Source organism: Streptomyces sp. AK02-01A (genome assembly GCF_033795305.1).
In the GTDB taxonomy this organism is placed as follows: Bacteria; Actinomycetota; Actinomycetes; order Streptomycetales; family Streptomycetaceae; genus Streptomyces.
Map to the genome: position 1 here is coordinate 25,753 of NZ_JARBAE010000009.1, position 26,913 is coordinate 52,665.

Sequence of the window (26,913 nt, forward strand, 5' to 3'; positions counted from 1 at the left end):
CCGTCAGCTTGCCACTCGCGTCGGCGTGACCGGCAAGACCGTCGAACGGTGGTTGGCGGACGCTGAGCTGACACCACACGCACGAAACCGCGATGACGCTTGTCGGGCGTTGGGAGTGGACGAGGAAATGATCTGGCCCCAGGTAGTCAAGGACCGCATCAAGAGCGGCCACGACCGTGAACTGGTTCACAGCTACCCGTACCGTTCGGCATGCCCCTCGACGGTGTGGAGTGAGCTGATCGGCGACACCGGCGGAGATCTCTTCTTCGCCGGGTACACGAACTACTTCTTGTGGACCCAGGTACCCGCGTTTCCGGAAACGCTGCGCCGAAAGGTTGCTTCAGGGTGCCGGGTGCGCTTCCTGCTGGGCGACCCGGACGGCGAAGTGACCCGCCGGCGGGAGACGATCGAAGATGTCGCCCTCACGGTTTCCACGCGCATCCGAATCACACTGGAAAATCTTGAACGCCTCGGCCCTTTGGAGGGCCTTGAGACACGCTTCAGCGCCCCGGACGACGCGATCAACCATGTGAGCCTGTCCGTGTTCCGCTTCGATCACGACGCGCTCGTAACACCGCACCTTGCCCGGCTGGTCGGGCATGACTCTCCGCTGCTTCACCTGCGCAGACAGGGGGAGAGCGGCATGTTCGACCGCTTCAGCGAACACGCCGAGGAGCTCTGGAGCAGAGGGGTGGCAAACCAGGCGTGAGGGCCGAACCCGGACACGAGACCTTCAGCCGTGCACGGCTCCGGTGCGTATCGCGAATTCCTTCAGCCCCGGCAGGCTGACCGGCGCGTACACCAGATCCGTGGTGAGGGCCCGGACCGAGGGGCGGCGGGCTTCCTCCGGCGCCTGGCGTTCGATCGACCGCAGTGCCGCGTAGGTACGGCGGTGGTCGCCGAGCTGATGCCACATGCGAGCGGTGTCGGTGAAGCAGCGGGCCCTGCGCTCGGCGGTCGGGAACTTCGCCGGTTCGAGACGCCGGGCGTACTCGACTCCTTCGTCCGGCGTGCCCAGGGCGTTGAAGACGCTGACGCGGTAGAGCGCGCACTGCTGGGCCGTGGCCTCCACCGTGAACAGCCCGCCGACCGGATCGGCCGGGAGCCGCGCGGCGGCACGCTCGGCCTCGTCGGCCAGGGCCAGCGCACCGGCGCGGTCTCCACACCGCGCGGCGGAGTAGGCCGCTGTCAGCAGGAGCGAGGTCCTGACGGCGAGGGTCCCGGCGGAGGCGGCACCGCGCTCACCATCGAGCGAGGTGGCGGTACGGGTCAGCAGGTCGACGGCGGCGTGGCCGCGGCCGGCCCGGCGCATCGTGATGGCCAGGACCCTGGCGGCCTCGCCCAGCGGAGCGGCGTGTCCGCCGGCGCGCGCGGCCCTCAGCGCACGGTCGGCGCTCACCCAGGCCGTCTCGCTGTGTATTTTCACGGCGAGCCCGGAGGCGAGCACATAGGCACGGGCCACCATCGCGTGGGCGCGGTCGCGGCGCAGGCCCGGCGCGAGGGAGTCACGGGTGGCTTCGGCGGTCGCGATCAGCCGGGGCAGCTCCTCGCTCAGGCTCTCGTACCGCGCTCCGGCGAAGTCGCCGCGAGCGGCGGCCAGAGCGAGAGCGAGCCGGTCGAGCGGCAGCGGCTCCGCTGCGGGCGGCTGGAACAGGGCGGCTTCCAGCGCCGCCGCCGGATCGGCGAAAGCGGGTCCGGTCCGCGCGACCGCCGCCGCCGCCGGGCCCGTCGCCATGGCGGCGCCCAGGCCGACCGCTCCCGCGAGAAAGTGCCTGCGTCGCACCGCGTCGTCCTCCCGGTCCTTGGAGACGTGCTCTGTGGTCGTCCCGGCGCCGGGCACCACCGCGCCGGAGGTCTCCGGGGCCGGCGGCCGCGCCGGACGGACGAGGCCGAGCTGCTCGGGCGTGAAGTCCAGGATGTTCGCGACGCTGAGCAGGATCTCCCGTGGCGGTGTGATCTCGTTCGCCTCGACGCGCGAGACCCAGGACTCCGAGTAGCCGAGCAGTCGGCCCAACTGGGCCTGCGTCATGCGCGGGCGGCGGCTGTTGCGGCCGCCGCGGATGAGCGCGCCGAGGTCGAGGACGTCCGCCCGTGGTTGACGGGAAGGCATGGCGTGGACGCGCATCGGGCCTCCAGACCCCGTGTCTCGGGGTGGGTCCACGGTATCCACCGGCCCGGCGGGCGCGGCAGGGCGCACGCAGAGAACTTGCGGCATCCGCAGCGGACTTGAGTGCCGCGCGCGAGCCGTTCCCGCGCGGGCTGGCGGCCGGTTTCCTGGAGCTGTCGCCGTGGCACCGCGAGGACGCACAGCGACACGGGGTGACAGCCCCGTCCCGCTCGCCGGGCTCCCGCCGCCTGTCGCCTCACCGCCGGCGGGGGCCCGGTCAGGTCTCCGTGCCGGCCGGTATCCGGGCCGCGCCCGGCTTCGCCGTGACGGGACGGTCCACCATGCGGCTGCCGGCCCACCAGCCCGCCAGCGCGACGGACGACAACAGCACGCCGGCGCCGACGAACGCCCTCGTCGGCGCCGCGTCGACAGCGAGCGGAAGCAGCAGCATCCCGGCCGTCCCCGCCGTCCGGATCGCGGTCTGGTCGACTGTCAGAAGCCGCAGCCGCACGCCTGCCGGGAACCGCGACAAGTGGGTGCGCAAGGTGACCGCCGAGACCGGGATGAGCAGTCCGGAGGCGGTGCACAGCGCGATGACGGCGGGCAGTGAGCCGACCAGGCCGAGCGCGGCCAGCGCCGTCCCGACCGCCGTCCAGGCGGCGCAGTACGTCCCGAGCCACGGCCAGCGGTCCGGGATGCTGCCGATCAGCAGGTTTCCGGCCAGCGCGCCGGTCGCGGTCGCGGCGAGCGCCACGCCGTATCCGGCGGCGCCCTGGCCCATGCGGGAGGCGAGCAGCGCGGGCAGCCCCACCGCGGAGACGGCCGCGACGAACAGCCCGGCCGCGTGCACGCCGATGGCGACGCCCACTCGCGGGTGTTCGCGGATCACGGGCCGGGCGCGCACGGTCTCCTGCCGTCCGGTATCGGCGGAGTGCTGTCCGCCGCCCGCCGCCGACCGCCCCAGCCGGCTCAGCGCGACCGCCGAGACGGCGAAGGTGACCGCGTCCACGGCGAAGAGCTGGATCTCCGACACAACGAGCAGCAGCGCACCGACACTTCCCGGGCCGGCGACCGCGGCGATCCTGGAGGTGAGATCGAACAACGCGCTGACCTGCTGGACTTCATCGGGCTCGACGAGCTCGGGAGCGAGGGCGCCGAGATTCGGATCGAAGACCGCTCCCAGTGTGCCGAGGAGCAGGACCAGTACGAGCAGTACGGCGAAGCCACTCGGGTCGGGCGACCAGGTCAGCGGTACCGCCATCGCGACCACGGCGCGTGCCGCGTCCACCCGGGCCAGCCGGCGCCAGGAGGCGAAACGCTCCATCAGCGCGGCCGAGCCGCCGAGCGCGATGTACGGCAGCGACTCGACGACGGCCACCAGGCCCATCAGCGACGCGGAGCCCGTCGCCTCGTACACCACCCACATCACGGCCAGCGCGTACAGCCGGTCGCCGAGGACCGAGAGCGCCATCGACAGCCACAGCGTCCGGACCGGACGGCGGCGCAGCAGCCGCATGTACCCCATGGCGCACGTTCCTCCGGAACCTCACAGAACCCGCCGGGGACCGGTTTCCGGCGGCAGGCACGTCACCCTAGGACCGGTTTCGCCAACAACACCGGCAAATCCCGCAATTCGACCCGAGGCCACTCGCACGGGAGCCGCACCGGTCAGAGGCGGGCATCTCGCGTACTGATGAGTGCGGATTCCGACGTCCGGGCGACCGATACTGATTACCGCTCGGCGGAGGCCGCGGGACGCCGGTCCGGACGCGGCCGGCGGTCCAGCGCGATGGAGAACTCCGCCTCCACCACGCTCTTCGCCAGCGGCCGGAGTACGGCCGGATCGATGTCCGCGGCATGCGCGCCGAAGACCTCGGTGAACAGGTCCGCCAGGGCCTCCGTGTGCGCCTGGACGCGGCGGCCCGTCTCCAGGACCGCGGCGAGCGGCACGCCCTGCCGGACCAGAGCCGCCGAGACGTCCAGCAGACGGCGGCTGATGTGGACGATCTCGTCGCCGTCCGTGGCGAGATGGCCGAGCTCCAGTGCGGCCGCCAGATTCTCCGAGGTGACCTCGCCTTCGAAGCGGTCGGCCAGCTCCTCGGGAGAGAGCCGGACCGGCGTCTCCTCGGTCGGTTCGCCCAGGCCCAGCACCTCGCCCACGTCCCGGCCGCTCTCGAAGACGGCGGCGAGGTCGGCGATGCCGCTGAGCGTGTGGCCGCGCTCCAGCAGGGCCGCGATCGTACGGAGCCGGGCCAGATGGTGGTCGTCGTACCAGGCGACGCGGCCCTCGCGGCGCGGTGGCGGGATCAGGCCGCGCTCGCGGTAGAAGCGCACGGTACGCACGGTGATGCCCGCCTCGCGGGCCAGCTCCGCCATGCGGTACTCGCGGTGTTCGCGACCCTCAGCCATATCCGGCAGCCTATGTCGTACCGCCAGTAACTCGTCATGTCGAACCCCTGCCCATGAATACGGAGCCGCTCTACTCTCCGAACCATGCCAGTGATCGCTGGCATGGTCCTGGAAGTGTCCGGTGGGCGGAGGCGGCGGCATGAGCCAGCACGAACACGTACACGTGGCGGTGATCGGATCCGGATTCGGTGGCCTGGGCGCGGCCGTCCGGCTGCGCCGCGAGGGAATCACCGGCTTCGTCGTCCTGGAGCGGGCCGGCTCGGTCGGCGGGACCTGGCGCGACAACAGCTATCCCGGGTGCGCCTGCGACGTGCCCTCGCATCTCTACTCGTTCTCGTTCGCACCAAATCCCGACTGGCCGCGCACCTTCTCCGGGCAGCGGCACATCAGGGCCTATCTGGAGCGGATCGCGGACACCTTCGGACTGCGGCCGCATCTGCGCCTGAACCACGAGGTGCTGACGGTGCGCTGGGACAACGGCGCGCTGCGCTGGGAGATCGAGACCTCACGCGGGACGTTCAGCGCGACGATGGTGGTCTCCGCGACCGGCGCGCTCTCGGACCCGAGGATTCCGGAGATCCCGGGACTCGCCGGATTCCCGGGAAAGGTCTTTCACTCGGCGCGCTGGGACCACCACTACGACCTGCGGGGCAAGCGGGTCGCGGTGATCGGCACCGGCGCGTCGGCGATCCAGGTCGTGCCGGCGATCCAGCCGGCCGTCGCGAAGCTGACGCTGTTCCAGCGAACTCCGCCGTGGGTGATGCCGCGCACCGACCGCGCGATCTCGGCGGTCGAGCGCCGGCTGCACCGGACACTGCCGTTCACCGGCGTTCTGAGGCGTCAACTCCTCTGGGCCATAAGGGAGTCGCAGGTCCAGGCATTCACCAGGCGGCCGGCCGAGCCGGGCCTTGTCGAGGCCCTCGCCAAGGCCCATATGGCGAGGGCCGTCAAGGACCCGGCGCTGCGAGCCAGGCTGACGCCGTCGTACCGCATCGGCTGCAAGCGCATCCTGCTCTCCAGTACGTACTATCCGGCGCTCGTCCGGCCCAATGTGGAACTGGTCGCCTCCGGGCTGTCGGAGGTGCGCGGCAGCACGCTGGTCGCGGCGGACGGCACGGAGACGGAGGCGGACGCGGTCATCTTCGGGACCGGCTTCCATGTGACGGACATGCCGATCGCCGAGCGGGTGGTGGGCGCCGACGGGATCACGCTCGCCGAGGCCTGGAAGGACGGCATGGAGTCGCTGCGTGGCGCGACGGCGGCCGGGTTTCCCAACTGGATGACGGTCGTCGGGCCCAACACCGGTCTCGGGAACTCCTCGATGATCCTGATGATCGAGGCCCAGTTGAACTATCTGGCCGATTGTCTGCGGCAGTTGGACGTCCTGGGCGGCCGAGTGGCGCTGGCCGCCCGGCCGTCGGCCGTACACGCCTGGAACCGACGGGTGCGGGAGCGGATGAAACGGACCGTGTGGAACACGGGCGGCTGCACGAGCTGGTATCTGGACCACAACGGCCGCAACACCACCATCTGGCCCGGAACCACGACCGAGTTCCGCAGGGCGACGCGCGTGGTCGATCTCGCGGAGTACGAGGTGATCCGGCCGGGCGGCCCGGTGGACGAGCGGGACGGTTCGAAGGAGGCCGTCCGATGAGCCGGCCGCCGCTGCCTCCGGCCACCGAACTGACCGCCGTCTCCGCCGACGGCTCCCGTATCCATGTCGAGGTGTACGGCGCCGAGGACCGGCCCGCGGTGGTCCTGGCGCACGGCTGGACCTGCTCGATCCGCTTCTGGGCGGCGCAGACGGCCGAACTGGCCGCCGGCCACCGGGTGATCGTCTACGACCAGCGAGGACATGGCCGTACACCACTGCCCGGACGGGACGGTTATGGGACCGGCGCTCTCGCCGACGATCTGGAAGCGGTGCTCAGCGCCGCGCTGAAGCCGGGAGAGCGGGCCGTGGTGGCCGGGCATTCGATGGGCGGTATGACGATCATGGCCGCCTCGGCGCGTCCCGTCTTCCGGCGCCATGTGGCGGCCACGCTGCTGTGCAGCACGGGCAGTTCACGGCTGGTCGCCGAGTCGCTCGTGCTGCCGCTGCGGGCCGGCCGGACACGGACCCGGCTCACACGGCTGGTGCTCGGCGCGCGGGCTCCGCTGGGCCCGGTCACACCGCTGTCCAGGCGGATCCTGCGGTACGGGACGATGGGCCCCGCTTCCGCGCCGGAGATGGTCATGGAGTGCGCGCGGATCGTGCACGCCTGTCCGCGCGCCTCCCGGGTGGCCTGGTCGCATGTTCTCGGAGAACTCGATCTCGACCGGGACGTCAGGGAGTTGCGGGTCCCGACGGCGGTGCTCGTGGGCACCGCCGACCGGCTGACCCCGCCGGTCCAGGCGCGGGCGCTGGCCGCCGCGCTGCCCGACTGCGTGGGCCTCACCGAACTCGCCGGAGTGGGGCACATGACGCCGGTGGAGGCTCCGGACGCCGTCACCGCCAGGATTCGCGAGCTGGTCGCCACCTGTCTGAGCGCGCGGCCGAGTCCGGCCACCGGCCCGGGCGCGGCCACGCGTACGAAGGAGGACCCGGCATGAGCGGGACCGGTCTCGAAGGGCAGGTCGCGGTCGTCACCGGCGCGGCGCGCGGGGTCGGTGAACTGCTGGCCCGCGAACTCTCGGCGCGCGGCGCGGCGCGGCGGTGGCGCTTGTCGGTCTGGAGGAGGACGAGCTGCGGCGGGTCGCCGCCAGGCTGCACGGCGACGGCGGCCACTGGTACGCGGATGTCACCGACCACGCGGCGATGGTCCGGGTCGCCGGTGAGGTCAAGGAGCGGTTCGGAACGGTGGACATCGTCGTCGCCAACGCCGGCGTGGCGGCCGGAGGGCCGTTCGCGGACTCGGATCCGGAGGCGTGGCGGCGGGTCATCGAGGTCAATCTGATCGGCGGCGCGGTGACGGCGTGGGCGTTCCTGCCGGTTCTGACGGAGAGCCGCGGCTACTTCCTGCAGATCGCGTCGCCGGCCGCGATCGTGCCCGCGCCGATGATGACCGCGTACTGCGCGTCCAAGTCCGGTGTCGAGGCGTTCGCGCACAGCCTGCGCGCGGAGGCCGGCCACCGGGGCGTCCGGGTCGGCGTCGGATATCTGTCCTGGACCGACACCGACATGGTGCGCGGGGCGGACCAGGACGAGGTGATGCGCGAGCTCCGGCAGCGGCTGCCGTGGCCGGCGAACCGTACGTATCCGCTCGGTCCCCCCGTGGATCGGATCGTGACCGGCGTCGAGCGGCGCTCCGCGTATGTGTACGCCCAGTGGTGGCTGCGCGGGACGCGGTCCGTGCGCGGGTGGCTTCCGGGGCTTGTCGCCTCGGTCGGACAGCGGGAGATGCGGAGGTTCGAGCCACGGCTCGCAGGAGTGCGCACCGGGCTCGTCGGCGCGGGCGGAGCGGCTGACGAGAAGGAGCGCACGGAGCGTAACTGACCGAAATGCGCAGAATGTCCGGCCGTGAAAGTCTGAGCGTGCCCCACCCCCACACCCCTCTTGGAGTGAATTCCCATGGGTATTTCAGACCAGTTCAAGGACAAGGCGCAGGAGCTCGCCGACCAGGCGAAGGCCAAGCCGGTCGCCGACCACGACGACCGTTCGCAGCGCCCCGCGCAGGGCCGCGACCACCTGCAGGACGTCCGCGAGCAGGCGCAGGCCAGGCCGCAGGACAGGCCGCAGGGCGGCCGCGACCAGGCGCAGGGCAACAAGCCGCAGAGCCGGCCCCAGGACCGCCCGGGGGACCGGCCGCAGGACCGTCAGCAGGACCGCCCCGGGGCCCGTCCGCAGGGCGCCCGCGACGAGTTCGACGACCACTTCGACGCCTGACCCGACGGTTTGGTCTTGAAGATTCCGTCCTGAGGCACCGATCCTGAGGTTCTGACAAGCGACGAGAGGCGCACCCGGTCCGCCGGGTGCGCCTTTCGCGTGAGGGCCGGTGCGTGGTGTTCAGCCGGCCTTGCGCGGCGGCAGTCCGGGCCGTCGCAGGTCCGGGACCGCCTCGTGTCCCGGTGGCTCCGAAGGCTGCCGCGCGGCGAGCAGATCCAGCGCCACCCACACCGCGTCGTCGAGCTGCGCGTGCCGGCCCTCCGCCCAGTCGAGCGGAGTGCGCAGGGCCTCGATGTCCGGCTCCACACCGTGGTTCTCGATGGACCAGCCGTACTCCGTGAACCAGGCCGCGTTCATCGGCACCGTGATCACCGTGCCGTCGCCCAGCCGGTGCCGTCCGGTGATGCCGACCACGCCTCCCCAGGTGCGCTGGCCGACGACGGGGCCCAGTTCCAGCAGCCGGAAGGCCGCGGTGATCATGTCGCCGTCGGAGGAGGTCGCTTCGTCGGCGATGGCGACGACCGGGCCGCGCGGCGCGTTGGAGGCGTACGAGACGGGCTGGGCGTCGCGGGTGAGGTCCCAGCCGATGATCCGGCGGCTGAGCTTCTCCACGACGAGCTCACTGATGTGGCCGCCCGCGTTGCCCCGTACGTCCACGATCAGCGCCTGGCGGGAGACCTCCAGGCGCAGGTCCCGGTTGAACTGGGCCCAGCCGGAGCCGCCGGTGTCCGGGATGTGCAGATAACCGCAGCGGCCACCGCTGATCTCCCGGACGACCTCACGGCGTTTGGCGACCCAGTCCTGGTAGCGCAGCGGCCGTTCGTCGATGAGCGGGACGATCGCGACGCGACGCGAGACGCCGTCGTGCTCCGGAGGACGGAAGGTCAGCTCGACGGTGGTGCCGCCGGCGGCGGACAGCAGCGGATAGGGCCCGGCCACCGGATCGACGGGCCGTCCGTCGACATGGGTGAGGACCGAGCCCTCGCGGATGCCCGTACCGGCCAGCGGTGAGCGGGCCTTGGAGTCGGAGGAGTCACCGGGCAGGATGCGCTTGATCATCCAGGCGCCGTCGCGCGGGACCAGGTTGGCGCCGAGCAGGCCCATCGCGCGCTGGTAGTGCGGCGGGCCCTCGTTGCGGCGGGCCGGTGTGACATAGGCGTGGGAGGTGCCCAGCTCGCCGAGGACCTCGCGCAGCAGATCCGCGAACTCGTCGGGAGACGCGACTCGTTCGACCAGCGGACGGTACTGGGCGAGGACACCGTCCCAGTCGATGCCGCACATGCCGGGATCCCAGAAGTAGGCGCGGATGAGGCGGCCCGCCTCCTCGTACGCCTGGCGCCACTCCGCCTCCGGATCGACGTCGTGCAGGATGCGGCGCAGGTCGAGATAGACGGTCGAGTCACTGTCGCCGGGCTCGGTGGCCGGTACGGCACGCAGCTCTCCTTCGTCCACGACGACCAGCCGGCTGCCGTCACCGCTCAGCGCGAACCAGTCCAGATGGGCTACGAGTTCGCTCCTGCGGGCCTTTGTGATGTCGAAGTGTTCGAGCGTGGGACGTCCCGAGGTGTCCGCCGGGTTGGCGAAGGTCTCGCCGAGCGCGCCGGAGATCGGCCAGCGCAGCCAGACCAGTCCGCCGCCGCTGACCGGGCGCAGCGCGGAGTACTTGGACGCCGTGACGGGAAACGGAGTGACCCGGTTCGCCAGGCCCTCGGCCTCGACGATGACCGTCCCTTCGTCCGACTCGCCGATGGACGGGTCGAGTCCGCCGGCCGCCGGCCTGCCGTCCGGCGACAGCGCGAACGGCGACGGAGTCGCGGAGGACAGCGGTACGAGATACGGGCGGCAGCCCAGCGGGAAGGAGAGGTCTCCGGTGTGCACGTCGTACACCGGGTCGAAGCCGCGCCAGGACAGAAACGCCAGATAGCGGCCGTCGCTGGTGAAGACCGGATTCTCGTCCTCGAAGCGGCCGTTGGTGACATCGATGACCGTACGGTCCGGGCCGCCGGCGATCCGGGCCATCTTGATCTGGCGCAGCGAGCGGCCGATGCCGGGATGGGACCAGGTCAGCCAGTCGCCGTCGGGCGAGAAGGCCAGATCGGTCACCGGGCCGTTGATGGACCGGATCAGCTCCGTGACCTCCGCCGCGGCGTCGCCTCCGGCGGGCTCCGTCGTCTCGCCCGCTTCCGTCTCCATCTCCGTCGTCGCTTCCTCCGCGACGGCTATGAGGAGCAGCCGGCCGTCGTGCGCGGCGACGGCGATCCGCTCGCCCTCCGGATCGGCCACCATCTCCAGCACACGTCCGAGCTGTCCGGAGGCCAGCCGCCGCGGCCGCCGGTCGCCGCTCGCCCGTGGCAGATACGCGATCTCGATCGCGTCCTCGCCTTCCGCGTCGGTGACATAGGCGACCTGGCCGCCACTGCCGAGCGTCTCCGGCAGCCGGACCCGGACGCCGGGAGTGTCCGCGATCGTGCGCGCCGGACCGTCGCGGTGGGTGAGCCAGTACAGGCTGCCGCGTACGGAGACGGCGCTGGCCCGGCCCGTCGTGTCCACGGCGATCCCGGCGACATGGCTGGCGGCCGGGACCTGGTAGCCGCGCCGTCCGGCCCGGGGTCCGCCGATCCGTACGTCCAGCCTGCGCGGCCGCGAGTCGGGAGTCAGCGCGTCGACCAGCCAGATGTCGCCCGCGCACTGATAGACGATCCGGTGTCCGTCGCAGGACGCGTGGCGCGCGTAGAAGGCGTCGTGATCGGTGTGGCGGCGCAGATCGGTGCCGTCGGGCAGACAGGAGTAGAGATTGCCGACGCCCTCGTGGTCGGAGAGGAACGCGACGCGGCCCTGGACGAACATCGGGCAGTCGAGATGGCCGCCGAGATCCGCGAGCAGCCGCTCGCCGTGCAGCCACAGCCGGCCGGTCGCTCCGCCGCGGTACCGCTTCCACGCGGCCGGTTCGTGCGGCGGCTTGCCGGTGAGCAGGAGCGTGCGGTGCTCGCCGTCGATGTCCACGACGGCTATGTCGGACACCGGGCCCCACGGCAGCTTGGCGCCGGGCGAGCCGTCGGTCGGGACGCTGTAGGCCCAGGAGTAGTACGAGAAGGGCTGGCCGTGCGAGGAGACCGCGAGGATCTGGCCGTCCGGGGTCCAGCCGCAGACGCGGGTGTCGGTGGAGCCCCAGTAGCTGAGGCGGCGGGCCGGACCGCCGTCCACCGGAGCGAGATGGATCTCCGGGTCGAGACTGCGCCAGTTCGTATAGGCGATATGCCGGCCGTCGGGCGAGAAGCGCGGGTGGCCGACCCTGGTGCGGTCGACGGTCACCCGCCAGGCGCGTCCGGGCCGGTGCCCGGCCGGCACGAGCGGTGCGACCCAGAGGTCGTCCTCGGCGGCGAAGCACAGCAAGTCGTCGTGCAGGTGCGGGAAGCGGAGATACGCGACGTCGTCACTCACCCCACAATGCTTTCCGCGTAAGGGGGGTGCGGCAACTTATGGCCGTCGTGCATCGGAAGCGCGGTTCGCGCCGGGGCGCTGAACGCGCTCGTGTGGCACAGCACACAAGCGAAACGGTTTCGTTTCGTTGAGGCCGGAGTTATCTTCGTACTGTACGAAACGGTTTCGTTCACGGAACGGGCCGGAACGCACCGGCGACGACGCATCGGCAGGAGGTCGGCCATGGCACGCACCAGGCTCACGCCCGAACGTGAGACCGAGCTGTACGCGGCCGTGCTCGATCTGCTGCGCGAGGTCGGCTATGACGCCCTCACCATGGACGCCATCGCCGCCCGTACCCACTCCAGCAAGGCCACCCTCTACCGCCAGTGGGGGAGTAAACCCGAGCTGGTCGTGCGGGCGATGCGTGACAACAAGCCGGTCGGCCCCGGCCAGATGGACACCGGTTCGCTGCGCGGGGACCTCCACGCGATGGTGTCGCGCAGCGACGACTGCAAGATGGAGCAGGACTCCGCGCTGATGCGGGGCCTGTTGCATGCCGTACACGACAATCCCGATCTCCATCAGGCACTGCGTGAGCTGCTGGTCGAGCCAGAGATGAACGGGCTCGCGGAGCTGATGCGGCGCGCCGTGGACCGGGGCGAGATCGCCGCGGACAATCCCGCGCTGGACTTCGTCCCGCACATGCTGGTCGGCGCTGTCGTCGCCCGGCAACTGATCGAGGACCGGTCCATCGACCGGAGCTTCCTCCTTTCCTATCTCGACGCCGTGGTCCTCCCCGCCCTCGGCCTCTGACCTTCCCCGAGCACCTCGCGCGGTATTCACGTCGCAGCACGTGGCTCCCGCGTACCCGTACCACCTGACGCGTCCCGCTCTCGCCGTCGGGCCGGCTCCCCACGCCATGCCCCTGTTCCCTTCACAGACCGGGAGTACGCCCTCGTGGCCACGTTCCTCTACAAGCTTGGACGGCTCGCCTTCCGGCGCCGCCGCTATGTCGCTCTGCTGTGGGTGGCGCTGCTGGCGCTCGCCGGCTTCGGCGCGCTCTCCGCGCCCGCCGCCACCTCCAGCTCCTTCTCCATCCCGGGAACGGAGGCCCAGAAGGCCTTCGACCTGCTTGAACAGCGCTTCCCCGGAGCGAGCGCCGACGGAGCGACCGCCAGGGTCGTCTTCAAGGCACCCGCCGGCGAGAAGATGACCGACGCCGGACACAAGGCCGAGGTCGGCGAGATCAGGGACGAGCTGTCGTCCGGATCCGACCAGATCTCCTCGGTGACCGACCCGTACGCCGCGAAGGCCGTGTCGAAGGACGGCTCGACCGCGTATGTCTCGGTCTCGTACAAGGTCAGCTCGATGGAGCTGACCGACGAGACCCGTACGGCGCTCGAAGAGACTGGTGCCGACGCCCGTGCCCAGGGCCTGACGGTGGAGATCGGCGGAGACGCGCTCCAGGCGGCGCCGGAGACCGGGTCCACCGAGATCATCGGGGTGGCCATCGCCGCGGTGGTGCTCCTCATCACCTTCGGCTCCGTGGTCGCGGCCGGACTGCCGCTGCTCACCGCGCTCATCGGGGTCGGAGTCGGAGTCTCCACGATCACCGCGCTCGCCAGTGTGCTGGATCTCGGCTCCACCACATCCATCCTCGCGATGATGATCGGCCTCGCGGTCGGGATCGACTACGCGCTGTTCATCGTCTCCCGCTACCGGGCCGAGCTGGCCGAAGGCAGGGAACGCGAGGAAGCGGCCGGCCGGGCCGTCGGCACCGCCGGATCCGCCGTGGTCTTCGCCGGGCTCACGGTCGTCATCGCGCTGGTCGGCCTGGCCGTCGTCAATATCCCGATGCTCAGCAAGATGGGCTTCGCCGCCGCCGGTACGGTCGTGATCGCCGTCCTCATCGCGCTCACGCTCATCCCGGCGATGCTGGGCTTCGCCGGCAAGCGGGTGCACGGCCGCAAGGGCCGCACGGCGATGGAGAACAAGGCCGCGGGCGCCGCCGAGGAGAAGCCCAACATGGGCACCCGCTGGGCGCGCCTCGTGCTGCGCCGGCCGGTCGCCGTCCTGATCGCCGGTGTGGTGGGCCTCGGCGCCATCGCCATCCCGGCCGCCTCGCTGGAGCTGGGTCTGCCCGACGACGGTTCACAGCCGGTGAGCACCACGCAGCGCAAGGCGTACGACCTGCTCTCCGACGGCTTCGGTCCCGGCTTCAACGGGCCGCTGGTGGTGGTCGTCGACGGCAAGGCCGACAACAATGCCAAGGCCGCGGCGGCCGAGGTCTCCGACACCGTGAAGAAGATGGACGGCGTCGCCGTCGTCACACCGTCGACCCTCAACAAGGCGGGCGACACCGCGACGATCACGGTGATTCCCAAGGACCGGCCCTCCTCGGTCCAGACCGAGGAACTGGTCCACTCCATCCGTGACACCGGCGGCCGGATCGCGTCGGACAGCGGCGCCGAGGTGCTGGTCACCGGTGCCACCGCGATGAACATCGACTTCTCGCAGAAGATGAACGACGCGCTGCTGCCCTATCTCGCGCTCGTCGTCGGCCTGGCGTTCCTGCTGCTGATGGTGGTCTTCCGGTCGGTGCTGGTGCCGCTCAAGGCGGCCCTCGGCTTTCTGCTCTCGGTGGTCGCGGCCCTGGGCGCGGTCGTCGCCGTCTTCCAGTGGGGCTGGCTGGGCGGTTTGCTCGGCGTCGAGCAGACCGGCCCGGTGATGTCGATGATGCCGATCTTCATGGTGGGCGTGGTCTTCGGTCTCGCCATGGACTACGAGGTCTTCCTCGTCACGCGGATGCGGGAGGCGTATGTCCACGGCGAGCGGCCCGGCGGCGCGATCGTCACCGGCTTCCAGCACGGAGCGCGAGTGGTCTCCGCCGCCGCGGTGATCATGATCGCCGTCTTCGCGGGCTTCATCGGCTCCGGCGAGGCGATGATCAAGATGATCGGCTTCGGGCTCGCCATCGCCGTCTTCTTCGACGCCTTCGTCGTCCGTATGGCGATCGTCCCGGCCGTGCTCGCGCTGCTCGGCAACAAGGCGTGGTGGCTGCCGCGCTGGCTCGACCGGGCGCTGCCCAATGTGGACGTCGAGGGCGAGGCGCTGCGCAAGCGGCTCGGCGACGGTGCCACGGACGGCTCCGACAGCGGTCCTGAGGCGGAGCGGGAACTGGTCCGCGTCTGACGGCGGAAGGCGCGCACCACACGCGGCCCGGTCCCGCGCCCCGAGGGGTGTGGGACCGGGCCGTCGCCGTTGGCGCCGAAAGACCTCGGCGCCGAAAGACCTCAGCTCCGCTGGACCTCAGGTCCGGTGGAGCAGTTTGCCCAGTTCGTTCTCGACCTCGATGTCATGGCGCTCCTCGCCGGCCGGCACCATCGAGTAGGAACTCTCCAGGAACCGGTGGAGCGGCGTCGAGTCGAACTGCACCATCGCCACTCCTTCCCGCGAGTGGAATTCCAGAATGGTCTGGGCGCGGCCGCAGGGCCATACCTGTACATCGCCATGACCCGACGGCAGTCGCAGGCCGGATTCGAGGAGATCGCGGGCGAAGGCCCAGATCACCTCGTCATGGTCGAGAGACACCTCGGGCGGGAACACGATGCGCATCGCCAGTGGATCGGCGCCGTCATAGCGAAGGGTCACGGAGACGGCTTTGTGGTGAGGCGCGTCCGTGATGAGACGGGCCTTCGCGGATTGCTCGATGATAGGAGGCATCGGCTGGCTCCTCTTCGGCTGGGGCGGAACTGGAGCACGGTTCCTGCTGCTGAGCTTCCTGAGGTTCGACCACGGTCGGGAGCTCGTCATGACGCCGATTCGGGAGCGAAGTGCGTGATACGAGTCACACAAACCTCACCTATGGGACGTCATTCACTTAAGTCTACAAACTAAATCAATTTACCCATAAGTTTGCCGTCGCCACATCCGCACGACATCGTCCCGGCAGTCCGCATACAACCTGCTCTTGCAAGCAGTTCGCAACAGGGCTCTATCATCAGACGGTCCTCGCCGAACTCTCCCGCAGGAAGCGGAGCCCCGCATGCATGTCCCCGACGGATTCATCGACGTGCCCGTCTCGGTCGCCACCGGTGTCGTCGCCGCGGGAGCCGTGGCCGTCAGCCTGCGCGGCGCGCGCCGCGAGCTGGACGAGCGCACGGCACCGCTCGCCGGACTCGTCGCCGCCTTCATCTTCGCCGTACAGATGCTGAACTTCCCGGTCGCGGCCGGGACCAGCGGCCATCTGCTGGGCGGAGCCCTGGCCGCGATACTCGTCGGCCCGTATACCGGCGTCCTCTGCATCTCCGTCGTCCTGCTGATGCAGGGCATCCTCTTCGCGGACGGCGGACTCACCGCTCTCGGTGTGAACATCACCGACATGGCCGTGGTGACGACCGTCGTCTCGTACGCGCTCTTCCGCGGGCTGGTGAAGATCCTGCCTCGCACCCGCCGCGCCGTGACCGTCTCCTCCTTCGCTGCGGCGCTGGTCTCCGTACCGGCCGCGGCCCTCGCCTTCACCGCGCTCTACGCCGTCGGCGGCACCACGGACATCCCGATCGGCAAGGTACTGACCGCGATGGTCGGCGTCCATGTGCTCATCGGTATCGGCGAGGCCGCGATCACCGCGCTGACGGTCGGCGCCGTCATCGCCGTACGCCCCGACCTCGTCCACGGCGCCCGAGGACTCACCGCACCGCTGAAGCTGCGGGTCGGCGGCGAACTGGTCGACGCCGCGCCCGCGCCATCCGCCGCGCCGGTGGCGGCCCGCTCCACCCGCAAGGTCTGGGCGACGGGCCTGGTCACCGCGCTCGTCCTGGCCGGCTTCGTCTCCTTCTACGCCTCCGCCAACCCGGACGGCCTGGAGAAGGTCGCCGCGGACAAGGGCATCGACGCGAAGACCGAACCGCACCACACCGCCGACTCCCCGCTGGCCGACTACGGCGTCCGGGACATCTCCGACGCGCGGATCTCCGGCGGTCTCGCCGGTGTGATCGGCGTCGGCTCCACCGTCGTCGTGGGCAGCGGGATCTTCTGGGCCGTACGCCGTCGCCGCACCGACGCCGGCGCCACCGGCTCCGTCATCGCCGGCGGGAAGATCTGACATGGGCGCGGGCCACGCACACAAGCTCTACCGGCACGGGCATTCGCCGGTCCACGAGCTGCCTCCGCACTGCAAGCTCGCCGCCGTCTTCTGCTTCGTCGTCGTGGTGGTCTCCACGCCGCGCGAGGCGGTCTGGGCCTTCGGCCTGTACGCGGTGCTGCTCGCGGCGGTCGCGGTCGTGGCCCGGATTCCCGCCGGTTTTCTGCTGCGCAGGCTGCTGATCGAGATCCCGTTCGTGGCCTTCGCGATCCTCATGCCGTTTGTCGTCCCGGGCGACCAGGTCCACTTCGCCGGTCTCTCCTTGAGCGTCCCGGGCCTCTGGGGCGCCTGGAACGTCCTCGCGAAAGGCACGCTGGGCGTCGCCGCGTCGGTGATCCTCGCGTCCACCACCGAGCTGCGTTCGCTGCTGCTGGGTCTCCAGCGGCTCAGGCTGCCGTCCCTGCTCGTCCAGATCGCGTCCTTCATGATCCGTTACGGCGATGTCATCACCGACGAGATGCGCCGGATGTCGATCGCCCGGCGCTCGCGCGGCTTCGAGGCGCGCGGCGTACGGCACTGGGGCGTGCTGGCCAAGACCGCGGGCGCGCTCTTCATCCGCTCCTACGAGCGAGGCGAGCGCGTGCATCTGGCGATGGTCAGCCGGGGCTACGCGGGCACCATGCCGGTCATCGACGAGGTGACCGCGTCCCGGGCGCAGTGGTCGTACGCCGCCGCCCTCCCGTTCTCGGCGCTCGCCGTCTGTCTGCTTGGCTGGACCCTATGACTGTGGATTCCCTGTCCGCTCCTCCGGCGTCCCTTGAGGTCAGCGGCCTCGCGTATGCCTATCCCGACGGCCACCAGGCGCTCTTCGGCGTCGATCTGACCGTCGGGCGCGGCGAGCGAGTGGCTCTGCTCGGCCCCAACGGCGCCGGCAAGACCACGCTCGTCCTGCATCTCAACGGCATCCTCACCGCGGGCGCCGGTACGGTCGCGGTCGCCGGACTGCCGGTCGAGAAGCGGAATCTGGCGGAGATCCGCCGCCGGGTCGGCATCGTCTTCCAGGACCCGGACGACCAGCTCTTCATGCCGACGGTGCGGGAGGACGTGGCGTTCGGCCCGGCCGCCGCCGGACTGCGCGGTCCCGAGCTGGAGGCCCGGGTCGGCACCGCGCTGACCCGGGTCGGCATGGCGGAGTACGCGGACCGGCCGCCGCACCATCTCTCCTTCGGCCAGCGCCGCCGGGTCGCCGTGGCGACCGTGCTGGCGATGGAGCCGGAGATCCTCGTCCTCGACGAACCCTCGTCCAACCTCGATCCGGCGTCCCGGCGCGAACTCGCGGACATCCTGCGGTCGCTGGACATCACCGTGCTGATGGTCACACACGATCTGCCGTACGCTCTCGAACTCTGTCCCCGCGCGGTCATCCTCAGCGAAGGCGTCATCGTGGCGGACGGACCCACCCAGCAACTCCTCGGCGACGAGACCCTGATGGGCGCGCACCGGCTGGAGCTGCCGTTCGGGTTCGACCCGCGTTCCGTCTCGCCGGGGCACGTTGCACCATAGAGGGGGTCGCGCCGCCGGGGCGCGGCGGGACGACGGGCGGGAGTGCGGGCGTGGACGTCCAGGGCACGGTGGAGGCGGGCTTCGAGCCGGTCAGGGACGCTTTTGTACGGAACTTTGAACAGCTCGGTGAACGCGGCGCGGCGGTCGCCGTCTACCGGGACGGCCGCAAGGTCGTCGACCTCTGGGCGGGCACCCGTGATGTGGACGGCCGGGAACCGTGGGCCGTGGACACCGCGCAGGTCGTCCGCTCGGCCACCAAGGGCGTCGCCGCCGCCGTACCGCTGCTGCTGCACCAGCGCGGCCAGATCGATCTCGACGCTCCGGTCGGCACGTACTGGCCGGAGTTCAAGGCCGCGGGCAAGGAGCGGGCGCTCGTCCGCCATCTTCTCTCGCACCGCGCCGGAGTGCCGGTGCTCGACCGGCCGCTGACCCCGGCCCAGGCCGTCGACGGCGAGTCGGGCGCCCGCGCGCTGGCCGCTCAGCGGCCCGTCTGGGAGCCGGGCACCGAACACGGCTACCACGCGCACACCTATAGCTGGCTGATGGCGGAACTGGTCCGGCGCGTGACGGGCCGGAGCATCGGCCGCTGGATCGCCGAGGAGATCGCGCGCCCGCTCGGCCTGGACTTCTGGGTCGGACTGCCGCGGGAGGAGGCGCACCGGGTGGGCCGGATCGGCCCGGTGGAGCAGCCCTCGGCCGGAGGCGGCGAACTCCGGCTACGGCCCAAGCGCTCCGTGTCGGAGGCGTACCAGGACCCGGAGTCGCTCACACGGCGGGCGTTCGCCGTCATCGATCCGCTGCCCGACGAGAACGACCCGGCGTACCGCGCGGCCGAACTCCCGGCCTCCGCCGGCATTTCGACCGCCCGCGCACTGGCCCGCTGCTACGCCGCGATGATCGGCCCGGTGGACGGCCACCGGCTGTTCGCTCCCGCCACCCTCACGCTGGCCCGCACGGAGGAGTCCGCGGGCCCGGACCGGGTCCTGGTCGTCGCCACCCGTTTCGGCCTGGGCTTCATGCTGCACGGACCCGCCGCGCCGCTGCTCGGGCCGGGCTCTTTCGGGCATCCGGGACGCGGCGGCTCTCTCGGTTTCGCGGACCCCGAGTCCGGCATCGCCTTCGGCTATGTCACCAACGGAATGCGCAAAGGGGTCACGGCGGACCCGCGCGCACAGGCCCTGGTGCGTGCGGTGCGGTCGGCGACATGAGGTGGGCGCGGGTGGCTCTGCCCGGGAGCGACGACGGCGGCTGAGGCGGTCCGCCACGCGCTCGGCCAACGCGCCGGGTGACTCGATCAGGTCCCTCGGCCGCGGCCACCGGACCGCGGTCTCTGGTGTGATGCCGCTGTCGGCGAGATCATCGGCGGATGAGGCGATTCGAGGGATACGGCGTACTGATCACCGGCGCCGGCCGGGGCATCGGCGAGGCCACCGCCCGCCGGCTGGCGGACGAAGGCGCGCGTGTCCTGGTCACGGACCTGGACGAGAAGCGGGCCGCGCGGACGGCCGGGACCATCCCGGGCGCCGCGTCGATCGGCTGTGACGTGGCCGACCGGTCCGCGGTCGAGACGGCGGTGGCCTACGCGGTCGAACGCTTCGGCTCCCTCGACGTCCTCGTCAACAACGCCTACGCGTGCGGGACGGACGCTCCGCTCTTCGAGGACGAACCGGACGAGATCTGGGCGCGGGACCTCGACATCACACTGACGGGCGCCTTCCGCTGCGCGCGCGCCGCGCTTCCGCATCTCGCGGCCTCCGGACGCGGCGTGATCATCTCCATCGGATCGGTCAACGGCGAACAGGACTTCGGCAACCACGCCTACAGCGCGGCCAAGGCGGGCCTGGCGAGCCTGACCCGTACGCTCGCGGGCCATGCGGCGCCGAGGGGCGTCCGCGTCAATCTCGTCGCGCCGGGAACCATTCGTACGGACGCCTGGGCGAACCGCCGGACCGAACTGGCCCGCGCCGCGAGCCAGTATCCGATGGGCCGGGTCGGCACTCCGGAGGACATCGCCGCCGCCGTCGCGTTCCTGGCGTCCGCCGACGCCTCCTGGATCACGGGCGTGACGCTGCCGGTGGACGGCGGGATCCTGTCCGGCAACGTGGGGCTGAGGCGGGCCATCGCGGGCGAGAGCTGAGCGGCGAGACCGCCGTACACCGGTGGCCGAGGGGGCACGGGCCCGGCGGTGAGCGGTACGGCCCAGCGCCGACGAGCACCGGACACAGGTCGCACGGACATTCATCATGATCTGCGAAACAATGAACAATGGCACGAATCATGACGAAGAGCGGTAAATCCTCTGAAGATGCCGGTCCTGGACCCGGCACGGGTGGTGGTCCGCCGTGAAGAGCTATGACTACATCGTCGTCGGCGCCGGAACAGCGGGCTGTGTGCTCGCCGCGCGGCTGTCGGAGGACGGCGACGCACAGGTGCTTCTGCTGGAGGCCGGCAGCGGACAGTCGCCGGCCGCCGTCGCCGTCCCGTCGGCCTGGCCCGCGCTGAGGGGCACCTCGATGGACTGGGCGGACGAGACGGTCACGCAGACGGCCACGGGCAGGGTCGTCCCATGGGCCCGAGGGCGTGGACTGGGCGGGTCCTCGGCTGTCAACGGCATGGTCTTCCTGCGTGGCCACCGCACCTGCTACGACGCCTGGGCCTCGGCCGGCGCGGACGGCTGGGGATTCGACGACCTGCTTCCGTTTTTCCGGCGCAGCGAGAACGCCGAAGGACGCGATCCCGCCGTACGAGGTCTGGGCGGTCCGCTGAATGTCGCGCCCGCCGCACGCGGTCATCCGCTCGCGGCGGCCTGTCTGGACGCGGCCGAAGAGGCCGGTTATCCGAAGGCGGCCGACCTCGGCAGCGGCCTTGAGGAAGGCGCCGGCTGGTGCGATCTGAACATCGTCGACGGCAAGCGGCAGAGCGCCGCCGACGCCTACCTCCGTCCGGCGTCGGGCCGCGCCAATCTGGAGGTGGTCACCGACGCGCTCGCGCACCGGGTGACGCTGGACGGCGAGCGCTGCACCGGAGTGGAGTACAGCGTGGGCACGCGGGCGCACACCGCGCGCTGCTCGGGAGAGGTCGTGCTCGCCGCGGGCGCCATCGGGTCACCACAGCTTCTGATGCTCTCCGGTATCGGACCCCCGGCCCAGCTGCGGGAGAACGGGATCGGACCCGCTCTGGCCCTGCCAGGCGTCGGAGCCAATCTGCACGACCATCCGATGTCCGGCATCGTCTACCGGGCCGCCGGACCGGTACCCGCCGCGGCGAACAATCACGCCGAGGCGCAGATCCTGCTGCGCGGTGACGCCGGGCTGGACGCACCTGACCTGCAGATGATGGTCGTCGACCTACCGCTGCGCGAGGAGACACTGCCGGGTCCCGGAGCAGGAGAGGGATACACCGTCGTCGTCTCGCTCATGGCTCCGTACAGCCGGGGCCGGGTCATGCTGGCCGGCGCGGCTCCCGGAACGGCACCCGTGATCGATCCCGAGTACTACACCGACAGCCGCGACCTCGACCGGATGACCGTCGGACTACGCCTGGCCCGTGAGATCGGCCGTACGACCGCATTGGATCCCTGGCGGGGCGAGGAGGTGCTGCCGGGGCGCGCGGTCCAGGACGAGGAGCCGCTGCGCGACTATCTGAGAAGGAATCTCAGGTCCTACCACCATCCCGGCGGCACGTGCGGGATCGGTGAGGACGAGACGGCCGTCGTCGACGCGCGTCTGCGCGTGCGCGGCCTCAGCGGGCTGCGGGTGGCGGATGCCTCGGTGATGCCGTCTCCTGTCTCGGCCAACAGCAACGCGACGGTCTACGGGATCGCGGAACGGGCGGCGGAGCTGCTGCGGTCGTAGCGCGGCGGGCCCGGCTGCGGTCGTAGCGCGGCGGGCCCGGCGTGGGCCGGGCCGGGTCGGGCTCGTGGGACGGGCTGGTTCGTACGAGGCGCGGCTGGTTCGTGCGGGCTGGTTCGTACGAGGCGCGGGCTGGTTCGTGCGGGCTGATTCGTACGAGAAGAGATGACAGGTGCCCGGCGTCGCGCCGGTCATCGGCAGCGGCATACGGGCACCTGAGAATCGCGCATGGCACGGCGTCAGACACCGGCCCCGGTGTGCGGCCCGGGGCGCCGGCGCCTACGACAGAGGCTTACGGCTTTCTGGTCGTGGCGCGCGTGTGCGGCGAAGGAATGATGGCCGTCGGTGAACCCTCCGGCCGGGACGCCGTATTGATGTTCTCCAGCGACAGCCCTCGCGTCCGCACGCCGAAAGCGACAGCGGTCGCGGCCAGCAGCATCGCCGTCGCTCCGACGATGAATACGGCACCCACTCCGGCGCCGTAGAAGAGCGGGACCATATAGAAGGGCGCCGCCGCGCTGGACAGCCGGTTCAGCGAGAACAGCCAGCCGTTCGCCGTGGTGCGCAGGCTCGTCGGGAACTGTTCCAACTGGTAGATGTGCGTGGCATTGGTCTTGATGTTGGCCACCACGGTGAAGCAGAAACCGAGGACCGTGATCATCACCGCCGACTGCGCGTATCCGTAGGCGAGTCCGATCGCCGCCATGATCACCAGCGCCACACACAGGATCCATTTCCGCTCGGCCCTCTCCACAATGTGCATGGAAAGATACGAGCCGATCGGCGATCCGAGGAACGACAGCGTCATAAACGTCAGCGAGCTGCTGAGATCGAAGCCTTTCGCTTCCAGAGAGAGCGTGGCGAGGGCGCTAAAGCCGTAGTACCCGATGGGCCCGAGGGCCCACAGAAAGGCCATCAGTGCCGTACGGCGGGCCAGAGGCGCCTGAAAGAGCATCCGGACGGGCAGGCGCTTCTCCACCGGCGGCGGGACCGTCTCTTCGTTCATGACGGCGAGCGGTGGCCTCCAGCCTTCCGCCTCCGCGGACTTCTCGAAGGTGGTGGTCACCTTGTCCGCTTCCGCCCGCCTGCCGACCGTCTCCAGCCAGCGGGGCGATTCGGGCAGACCTCTGCGGGCGAAGAAGGTCAACAGTGCGCCGAGGGACCCGATCGCGAACATCCACCGCCATCCCGCGACACCGAACGGGGCCCTGTCGACCAGCAGCAGACCCATAACACCGACCACGGGTACGGCGACATGAGCGCAGGTGTATGCCCTTGCCGCGTAATAACCGCGTCGGGCCGGCGGCAGAATGTCGGCCAGATAGGAATCCGTGACCGGAAGTTCGCCACCGAGTCCGATGCCGATGACAAAGCGGCAGGCGATCAGAGTCCAGACGTTCGGCGCGCAGGCGCAGGCGATCGTGCCCGCCGAGTACAGGCTGAGCGTGATCATGTAGGCGCCCCGACGCCCGATCTTGTCCGCCACCCGGCCCACCACGACCGCGCCGAGGAAGCCTCCGACGACGGTCGACGCGAGAAACAGCGACAGAGAGAATCCGTTCAGGGCGAATGTTTTCTTGAGAGTGCTCAACAGGACACTCGTCAGGAAGAGTTCGTAGATTTCGAAGAAGTTGCCGAGCGCCATTACATTAACGAAGCGCTTGTGGCGTGCTGTTACCGGCAGTCTGTCGAGCCGGGCTCCGATTGATGGTCCGACAGTACCTCGCGAACTATGCATATGTTCTTCCCCTCAGGGGCTCCGAAACGGAATCCCTTGGTCATGGGAATTACTTGAGCAGGCCGATCTACGGAGAGGGTAGGGAGGTTGACGGCGTGACACGCGCAACTACCCTCTGTGCCCACTGGAAGCAGGCATCGGCGCACAGCCGTGCGAAGGTCCTTCGCCGGCAAGGAACTTCGGCCTGGAAGACGGGTATGGGCGGGTGCGGCGGCGGCTGAGCGACTCCGGCCTGGTGGCGCGGTCAGTTACTCTCTGTGCTGGACCGGACGTCAATCACATCAAGGCATTTACGGATGGACAGAGCGGCGCGGAGCCTGGCTGGCGGTGTCGGGCGGCGTCCGGCATGGCAGGCGGCGTCCATTGTTTTCTCGTGCGTTTCGGTGCTTCGGTGCTTCGGTGCTTCGGAGCTTTCGGCTTTTCGGCACTTCGGCGCGGCAGATGGAGGCGAGGCATTGTGAAGAACTGAGAACTGCGGGAATTCCACACCGCAGTTGGCTGCCAATGCCGCGCCGGGATCTTCGGAGGCCACCAACGACACTCAAACCGAAAACCGACGGACCGACTGCCAACGCCACGACGGCAAAGGCGGCCGGCCCGCTGGCTGAAGGGTGTCCGTAATCCCTGGCGTAGTCAGCACGAACGGAGGTCTCAGACGCGGGCTCTCAGACGCCCGTACGACCGTCGACGCGCTCGCGGATCAGGTCGGCATGGCCGCAGTGGCGGGCGTACTCGCCGATCATGTGCGTGTAGATCCAGCGCAGGGTGACCTGGCCGCCCATGAAAGGGCTGGTGTCCTCCAGCGCGCGGGCGGCGCAGTTCCGCCGGGCGCGGTTTACCTCGGCCTGCCACACAGACACCGCGCTTTCGTAAGTGACCGCCTCGTCGAGGTCGAAGCCGCCATCAGCGGTCCCGGGCCTGGCGTCGGCGGCGAAGATCGGCGGAGCGTCCTCCTGGGCCAGGACCCGGCGGAACCAGTTCCGCTCGACCTCCGCCATGTGCTGGACGAGTCCGAGCAGCGTGATCGGCGAAGGCGCCACGGACGCCTCGCGAAGCTGGTCCTCCGTCAGGCCGTCGCATTTCTGAGCGAGGGTGCTGCGGTAAAAGCTGAGCCAGCTCTCCAAGGTGGTCCGCTCATCGGCGTCCAAGGGAGGCATGGCGCGTTCGGAAGTGCTCATGGCCGCGATCGTGGCACGAGGGTCTGACAACACGATCGTCTTTCGTGGCGGCCAGGGAGGCCCCCACGCGCCGCCGGCGCCTCCGCTATCGGCGCGAGGCGGAGGCGGGACGGGAGCACGGAAGGCATCGACCGGCCGCCGTATCGCACTACTTCCGGCCGCCACCAGACAACGAGACAAAGACGCGCCGACGGCACCGGAACCAATCCCGCAGGTGCGGGGACCATGTCCCATAGGGGTCGGATGGCGTGGCTGTCTGGGAGCAACCCCCAGGCGCGGGGACCACGATGCGCCAATCGAGAACGCGGATGCCCGCGCGAGAACAACCCCGCGTGCGCGGGGACCACAAGCCGGGCTTGGCCTGCCGGACGCCGGAGCCGGGACCAACCCCGCGTGCGCGGGGACCACGGCGAGCGCCTGATCCTGCACAGCGCCCACGAGGGAACAACCCCGCAGGCGCGGGGACCACGACGAGTCGGCGTAGCAGTGGGTGCATTCGAGGGGAACAACCCCGCGTGCGCGGGGACCACCCCGGCAGCAGGGAGGCGACGTCAAAGATCAGGGGAACAACCCCGCGTGCGCGGGGACCACCCTATGTCGATGCTCGGGAAGAACCGAAACTCGGGAACAACCCCGCGTGCGCGGGGACCACGCCCCGCGGTGAGGCGCCTGGTTCAAGCGGATGGGAACAACCCCGCGTGCGCGGGGACCACCCTGCGTTCCTTCGTCTCGTGAGGCCCGTCGAGGGAACAACCCCGCGTGCGCGGGGACCACGGAGGCCCTTGAGGGGGACACCGAGGCGGCTTGGGAACAACCCCGCGTGCGCGGGGACCACGCGAGGATGTTGGGGACCTGGGTGTGTGTTGGGGGAACAACCCCGCGTGCGCGGGGACCACCGAACCCTTCTTCAGAGGCGGTTCAAGTGGCCGGGAACAACCCCGCGTGCGCGGGGACCACTGTGTATCTAAGAGAGGCTCTCTGCCCGTGACGGGAACAACCCCGCGTGCGCGGGGACCACGGGTTGCGGTTCACAGCCACGGCGAACACGGCGGGAACAACCCCGCGTGCGCGGGGACCACGGCGGTCCGCAGGACATACACGAGCTGCGTCAGGGAACAACCCCGCGTGCGCGGGGACCACATGTTGCACACCGAGTAGTGGCCCTGAGCCGGGGGAACAACCCCGCGTGCGCGGGGACCACGCGGACCGTCTTGCGGCTGGAGCCAAACACACGGGAACAACCCCGCGTGCGCGGGGACCACCAATACCAGCTAGACCATGCCCTTCGCGAAATGGGAACAACCCCGCGTGCGCGGGGACCACAGCTTGAAATCAAGGCCGTACGTGAGCCTGCCGGGAACAACCCCGCGTGCGCGGGGACCACGAGTTGAGTGTCGGCCCGGCCCCGCGCCAGATGGGAACAACCCCGCGTGCGCGGGGACCACATGGCTTCCACCAGGTCTTCGCCCATGTGCTTGGGAACAACCCCGCGTGCGCGGGGACCACTCTTTGCGTGTCTTGTACATGCCGATGGGCAGGGGAACAACCCCGCGTGCGCGGGGACCACTGGAGGCCGGAGATTGTGTGTACAACCGGCTGGGGAACAACCCCGCGTGCGCGGGGACCACACGATGCGGCGCATCCAGGCGGGCTTGGACAAGGGAACAACCCCGCGTGCGCGGGGACCACCCTGGCC

General features: G+C 70.4%; 19 protein-coding genes, 1 pseudogene and 1 CRISPR repeat array (1 of these 21 only partly in view). Of the genes and pseudogenes, 13 read left to right on the forward strand and 7 right to left on the reverse strand.

Annotation, left to right across the window (positions count from 1 at the left end):
• Nucleotides 1-127 precede the first annotated feature (127 nt).
• Nucleotides 128-709 (forward strand): XRE family transcriptional regulator, encoded by a 582-nt coding sequence (locus PV679_RS11840; RefSeq protein ID WP_319680224.1) that lies wholly within the window; start codon nucleotides 128-130, stop codon nucleotides 707-709.
• Nucleotides 710-733: 24 nt separating this feature from the next.
• Here the strand turns inward: PV679_RS11840 and PV679_RS11845 are convergent, their stop codons facing one another.
• From PV679_RS11845 to PV679_RS11855, 3 genes are all read right to left on the reverse strand, one after another.
• A complete protein-coding gene (locus tag PV679_RS11845; RefSeq protein WP_319680097.1) occupies nucleotides 734-2,110 on the reverse strand; it encodes a helix-turn-helix transcriptional regulator in 1,377 nt (458 codons plus the stop codon).
• A 274-nt stretch (nucleotides 2,111-2,384) separates the two neighbouring features.
• Nucleotides 2,385-3,632, reverse strand: coding sequence for an MFS transporter (locus PV679_RS11850; protein ID WP_319680098.1), 1,248 nt, complete (start codon nucleotides 3,630-3,632; stop codon nucleotides 2,385-2,387).
• A 206-nt stretch (nucleotides 3,633-3,838) separates the two neighbouring features.
• On the reverse strand, nucleotides 3,839-4,483 hold the full coding sequence (locus PV679_RS11855; protein ID WP_416069705.1) for a MerR family transcriptional regulator: 645 nt from the start codon (nucleotides 4,481-4,483) through the stop codon (nucleotides 3,839-3,841).
• Nucleotides 4,484-4,655: 172 nt separating this feature from the next.
• Here PV679_RS11855 and PV679_RS11860 point away from each other — a divergent pair, with 172 nt between their 5' ends.
• The 4 genes and pseudogenes from PV679_RS11860 (at nucleotide 4,656) to PV679_RS11875 (ending at nucleotide 8,381) form a co-directional block, all read left to right on the forward strand.
• Entirely contained in the window at nucleotides 4,656-6,170 is a 1,515-nt protein-coding gene (locus PV679_RS11860) for an NAD(P)/FAD-dependent oxidoreductase (protein WP_319680100.1), read from the forward strand.
• Nucleotides 6,167-7,108 (forward strand): alpha/beta hydrolase, encoded by a 942-nt coding sequence (locus PV679_RS11865; protein ID WP_319680101.1) that lies wholly within the window; start codon nucleotides 6,167-6,169, stop codon nucleotides 7,106-7,108. Before PV679_RS11860 ends, PV679_RS11865 begins: the two co-directional genes overlap by 4 nt.
• Nucleotides 7,105-7,991, forward strand: a pseudogene (locus tag PV679_RS11870) (SDR family oxidoreductase). Before PV679_RS11865 ends, PV679_RS11870 begins: the two are co-directional and overlap by 4 nt.
• A 75-nt stretch (nucleotides 7,992-8,066) precedes the next feature.
• The gene (locus PV679_RS11875; protein WP_319680102.1) at nucleotides 8,067-8,381 is read left to right on the forward strand and encodes a hypothetical protein; all 315 of its coding nucleotides are present in this window, start codon (nucleotides 8,067-8,069) and stop codon (nucleotides 8,379-8,381) included.
• A 120-nt stretch (nucleotides 8,382-8,501) separates the two neighbouring features.
• Here PV679_RS11875 and PV679_RS11880 read toward each other — a convergent pair whose 3' ends face one another.
• Nucleotides 8,502-11,822: a S41 family peptidase gene (locus PV679_RS11880; RefSeq protein WP_319680103.1), complete on the reverse strand. Its 3,321-nt coding sequence runs from the start codon at nucleotides 11,820-11,822 to the stop codon at nucleotides 8,502-8,504.
• A 222-nt stretch (nucleotides 11,823-12,044) separates the two neighbouring features.
• Between PV679_RS11880 and PV679_RS11885 the strand changes: the two genes are divergently transcribed.
• Both PV679_RS11885 and PV679_RS11890 read left to right on the forward strand, forming a co-directional pair.
• Nucleotides 12,045-12,617 (forward strand): TetR/AcrR family transcriptional regulator, encoded by a 573-nt coding sequence (locus PV679_RS11885; protein WP_319680104.1) that lies wholly within the window; start codon nucleotides 12,045-12,047, stop codon nucleotides 12,615-12,617.
• 144 nt (nucleotides 12,618-12,761) lie between these two features.
• Nucleotides 12,762-14,996, forward strand: a complete 2,235-nt coding sequence (locus PV679_RS11890; RefSeq protein ID WP_319680105.1) for an MMPL family transporter — start codon at nucleotides 12,762-12,764, stop codon at nucleotides 14,994-14,996.
• A gap of 117 nt (nucleotides 14,997-15,113) precedes the next feature.
• On the opposite strand, the gene PV679_RS11895 is transcribed toward PV679_RS11890, so the two are convergent.
• Nucleotides 15,114-15,527 (reverse strand): SsgA family sporulation/cell division regulator, encoded by a 414-nt coding sequence (locus PV679_RS11895; protein ID WP_319680106.1) that lies wholly within the window; start codon nucleotides 15,525-15,527, stop codon nucleotides 15,114-15,116.
• A 322-nt stretch (nucleotides 15,528-15,849) separates the two neighbouring features.
• On the opposite strand from PV679_RS11895, the gene PV679_RS11900 reads away from it, so the two are divergent.
• The 6 genes from PV679_RS11900 (at nucleotide 15,850) to PV679_RS11925 (ending at nucleotide 22,304) form a co-directional block, all read left to right on the forward strand.
• The gene (locus PV679_RS11900) at nucleotides 15,850-16,908 is read left to right on the forward strand and encodes an energy-coupling factor ABC transporter permease (protein ID WP_319680107.1); all 1,059 of its coding nucleotides are present in this window, start codon (nucleotides 15,850-15,852) and stop codon (nucleotides 16,906-16,908) included.
• A 1-nt stretch (nucleotide 16,909) separates the two neighbouring features.
• Nucleotides 16,910-17,671, forward strand: a complete 762-nt coding sequence (gene cbiQ, locus PV679_RS11905; RefSeq protein ID WP_319680108.1) for a cobalt ECF transporter T component CbiQ — start codon at nucleotides 16,910-16,912, stop codon at nucleotides 17,669-17,671.
• Nucleotides 17,668-18,450: an ABC transporter ATP-binding protein gene (locus tag PV679_RS11910; RefSeq protein WP_319680109.1), complete on the forward strand. Its 783-nt coding sequence runs from the start codon at nucleotides 17,668-17,670 to the stop codon at nucleotides 18,448-18,450. The genes cbiQ and PV679_RS11910 overlap by 4 nt, the downstream gene beginning before the upstream one ends.
• 50 nt (nucleotides 18,451-18,500) lie before the next feature.
• Nucleotides 18,501-19,658: a serine hydrolase domain-containing protein gene (locus PV679_RS11915; protein WP_319680110.1), complete on the forward strand. Its 1,158-nt coding sequence runs from the start codon at nucleotides 18,501-18,503 to the stop codon at nucleotides 19,656-19,658.
• Between the two features lie 158 nt (nucleotides 19,659-19,816).
• Nucleotides 19,817-20,587: an SDR family NAD(P)-dependent oxidoreductase gene (locus PV679_RS11920; RefSeq protein ID WP_319680111.1), complete on the forward strand. Its 771-nt coding sequence runs from the start codon at nucleotides 19,817-19,819 to the stop codon at nucleotides 20,585-20,587.
• A gap of 205 nt (nucleotides 20,588-20,792) precedes the next feature.
• Nucleotides 20,793-22,304 (forward strand): GMC family oxidoreductase, encoded by a 1,512-nt coding sequence (locus PV679_RS11925; RefSeq protein ID WP_319680112.1) that lies wholly within the window; start codon nucleotides 20,793-20,795, stop codon nucleotides 22,302-22,304.
• 289 nt (nucleotides 22,305-22,593) lie between these two features.
• Here the strand turns inward: PV679_RS11925 and PV679_RS11930 are convergent, their stop codons facing one another.
• A complete protein-coding gene (locus tag PV679_RS11930; protein ID WP_319680113.1) occupies nucleotides 22,594-24,039 on the reverse strand; it encodes an MFS transporter in 1,446 nt (481 codons plus the stop codon).
• Nucleotides 24,040-24,704: 665 nt separating this feature from the next.
• Nucleotides 24,705-25,217, reverse strand: a complete 513-nt coding sequence (locus PV679_RS11935; RefSeq protein WP_319680114.1) for a DinB family protein — start codon at nucleotides 25,215-25,217, stop codon at nucleotides 24,705-24,707.
• A 318-nt stretch (nucleotides 25,218-25,535) separates the two neighbouring features.
• Nucleotides 25,536-26,913: direct repeats of the CRISPR family, unit length 29 nt; unit sequence GGGAACAACCCCGCGTGCGCGGGGACCAC (it continues 359 nt past the right edge of the window).

Bases quoted from the DNA above. Each gene is read 5' to 3' on its own strand.
- PV679_RS11840 (WP_319680224.1), top strand. From the start codon at position 128: ATGATCTGGCCCCAGGTAGTCAAGGACCGCATCAAGAGCGGCCACGAC.
- PV679_RS11845 (WP_319680097.1), bottom strand. From the start codon at position 2,110: ATGCCTTCCCGTCAACCACGGGCGGACGTCCTCGACCTCGGCGCGCTC.
- PV679_RS11850 (WP_319680098.1), bottom strand. From the start codon at position 3,632: ATGGGGTACATGCGGCTGCTGCGCCGCCGTCCGGTCCGGACGCTGTGG.
- PV679_RS11855 (WP_416069705.1), bottom strand. From the start codon at position 4,483: ATGGCGGAGCTGGCCCGCGAGGCGGGCATCACCGTGCGTACCGTGCGC.
- PV679_RS11860 (WP_319680100.1), top strand. From the start codon at position 4,656: ATGAGCCAGCACGAACACGTACACGTGGCGGTGATCGGATCCGGATTC.
- PV679_RS11865 (WP_319680101.1), top strand. From the start codon at position 6,167: ATGAGCCGGCCGCCGCTGCCTCCGGCCACCGAACTGACCGCCGTCTCC.
- PV679_RS11875 (WP_319680102.1), top strand. From the start codon at position 8,067: ATGGGTATTTCAGACCAGTTCAAGGACAAGGCGCAGGAGCTCGCCGAC.
- PV679_RS11885 (WP_319680104.1), top strand. From the start codon at position 12,045: ATGGCACGCACCAGGCTCACGCCCGAACGTGAGACCGAGCTGTACGCG.
- PV679_RS11895 (WP_319680106.1), bottom strand. From the start codon at position 15,527: ATGCCTCCTATCATCGAGCAATCCGCGAAGGCCCGTCTCATCACGGAC.
- PV679_RS11900 (WP_319680107.1), top strand. From the start codon at position 15,850: ATGCATGTCCCCGACGGATTCATCGACGTGCCCGTCTCGGTCGCCACC.
- cbiQ (WP_319680108.1), top strand. From the start codon at position 16,910: ATGGGCGCGGGCCACGCACACAAGCTCTACCGGCACGGGCATTCGCCG.
- PV679_RS11910 (WP_319680109.1), top strand. From the start codon at position 17,668: ATGACTGTGGATTCCCTGTCCGCTCCTCCGGCGTCCCTTGAGGTCAGC.
- PV679_RS11920 (WP_319680111.1), top strand. From the start codon at position 19,817: ATGAGGCGATTCGAGGGATACGGCGTACTGATCACCGGCGCCGGCCGG.
- PV679_RS11930 (WP_319680113.1), bottom strand. From the start codon at position 24,039: ATGCATAGTTCGCGAGGTACTGTCGGACCATCAATCGGAGCCCGGCTC.
- PV679_RS11935 (WP_319680114.1), bottom strand. From the start codon at position 25,217: ATGAGCACTTCCGAACGCGCCATGCCTCCCTTGGACGCCGATGAGCGG.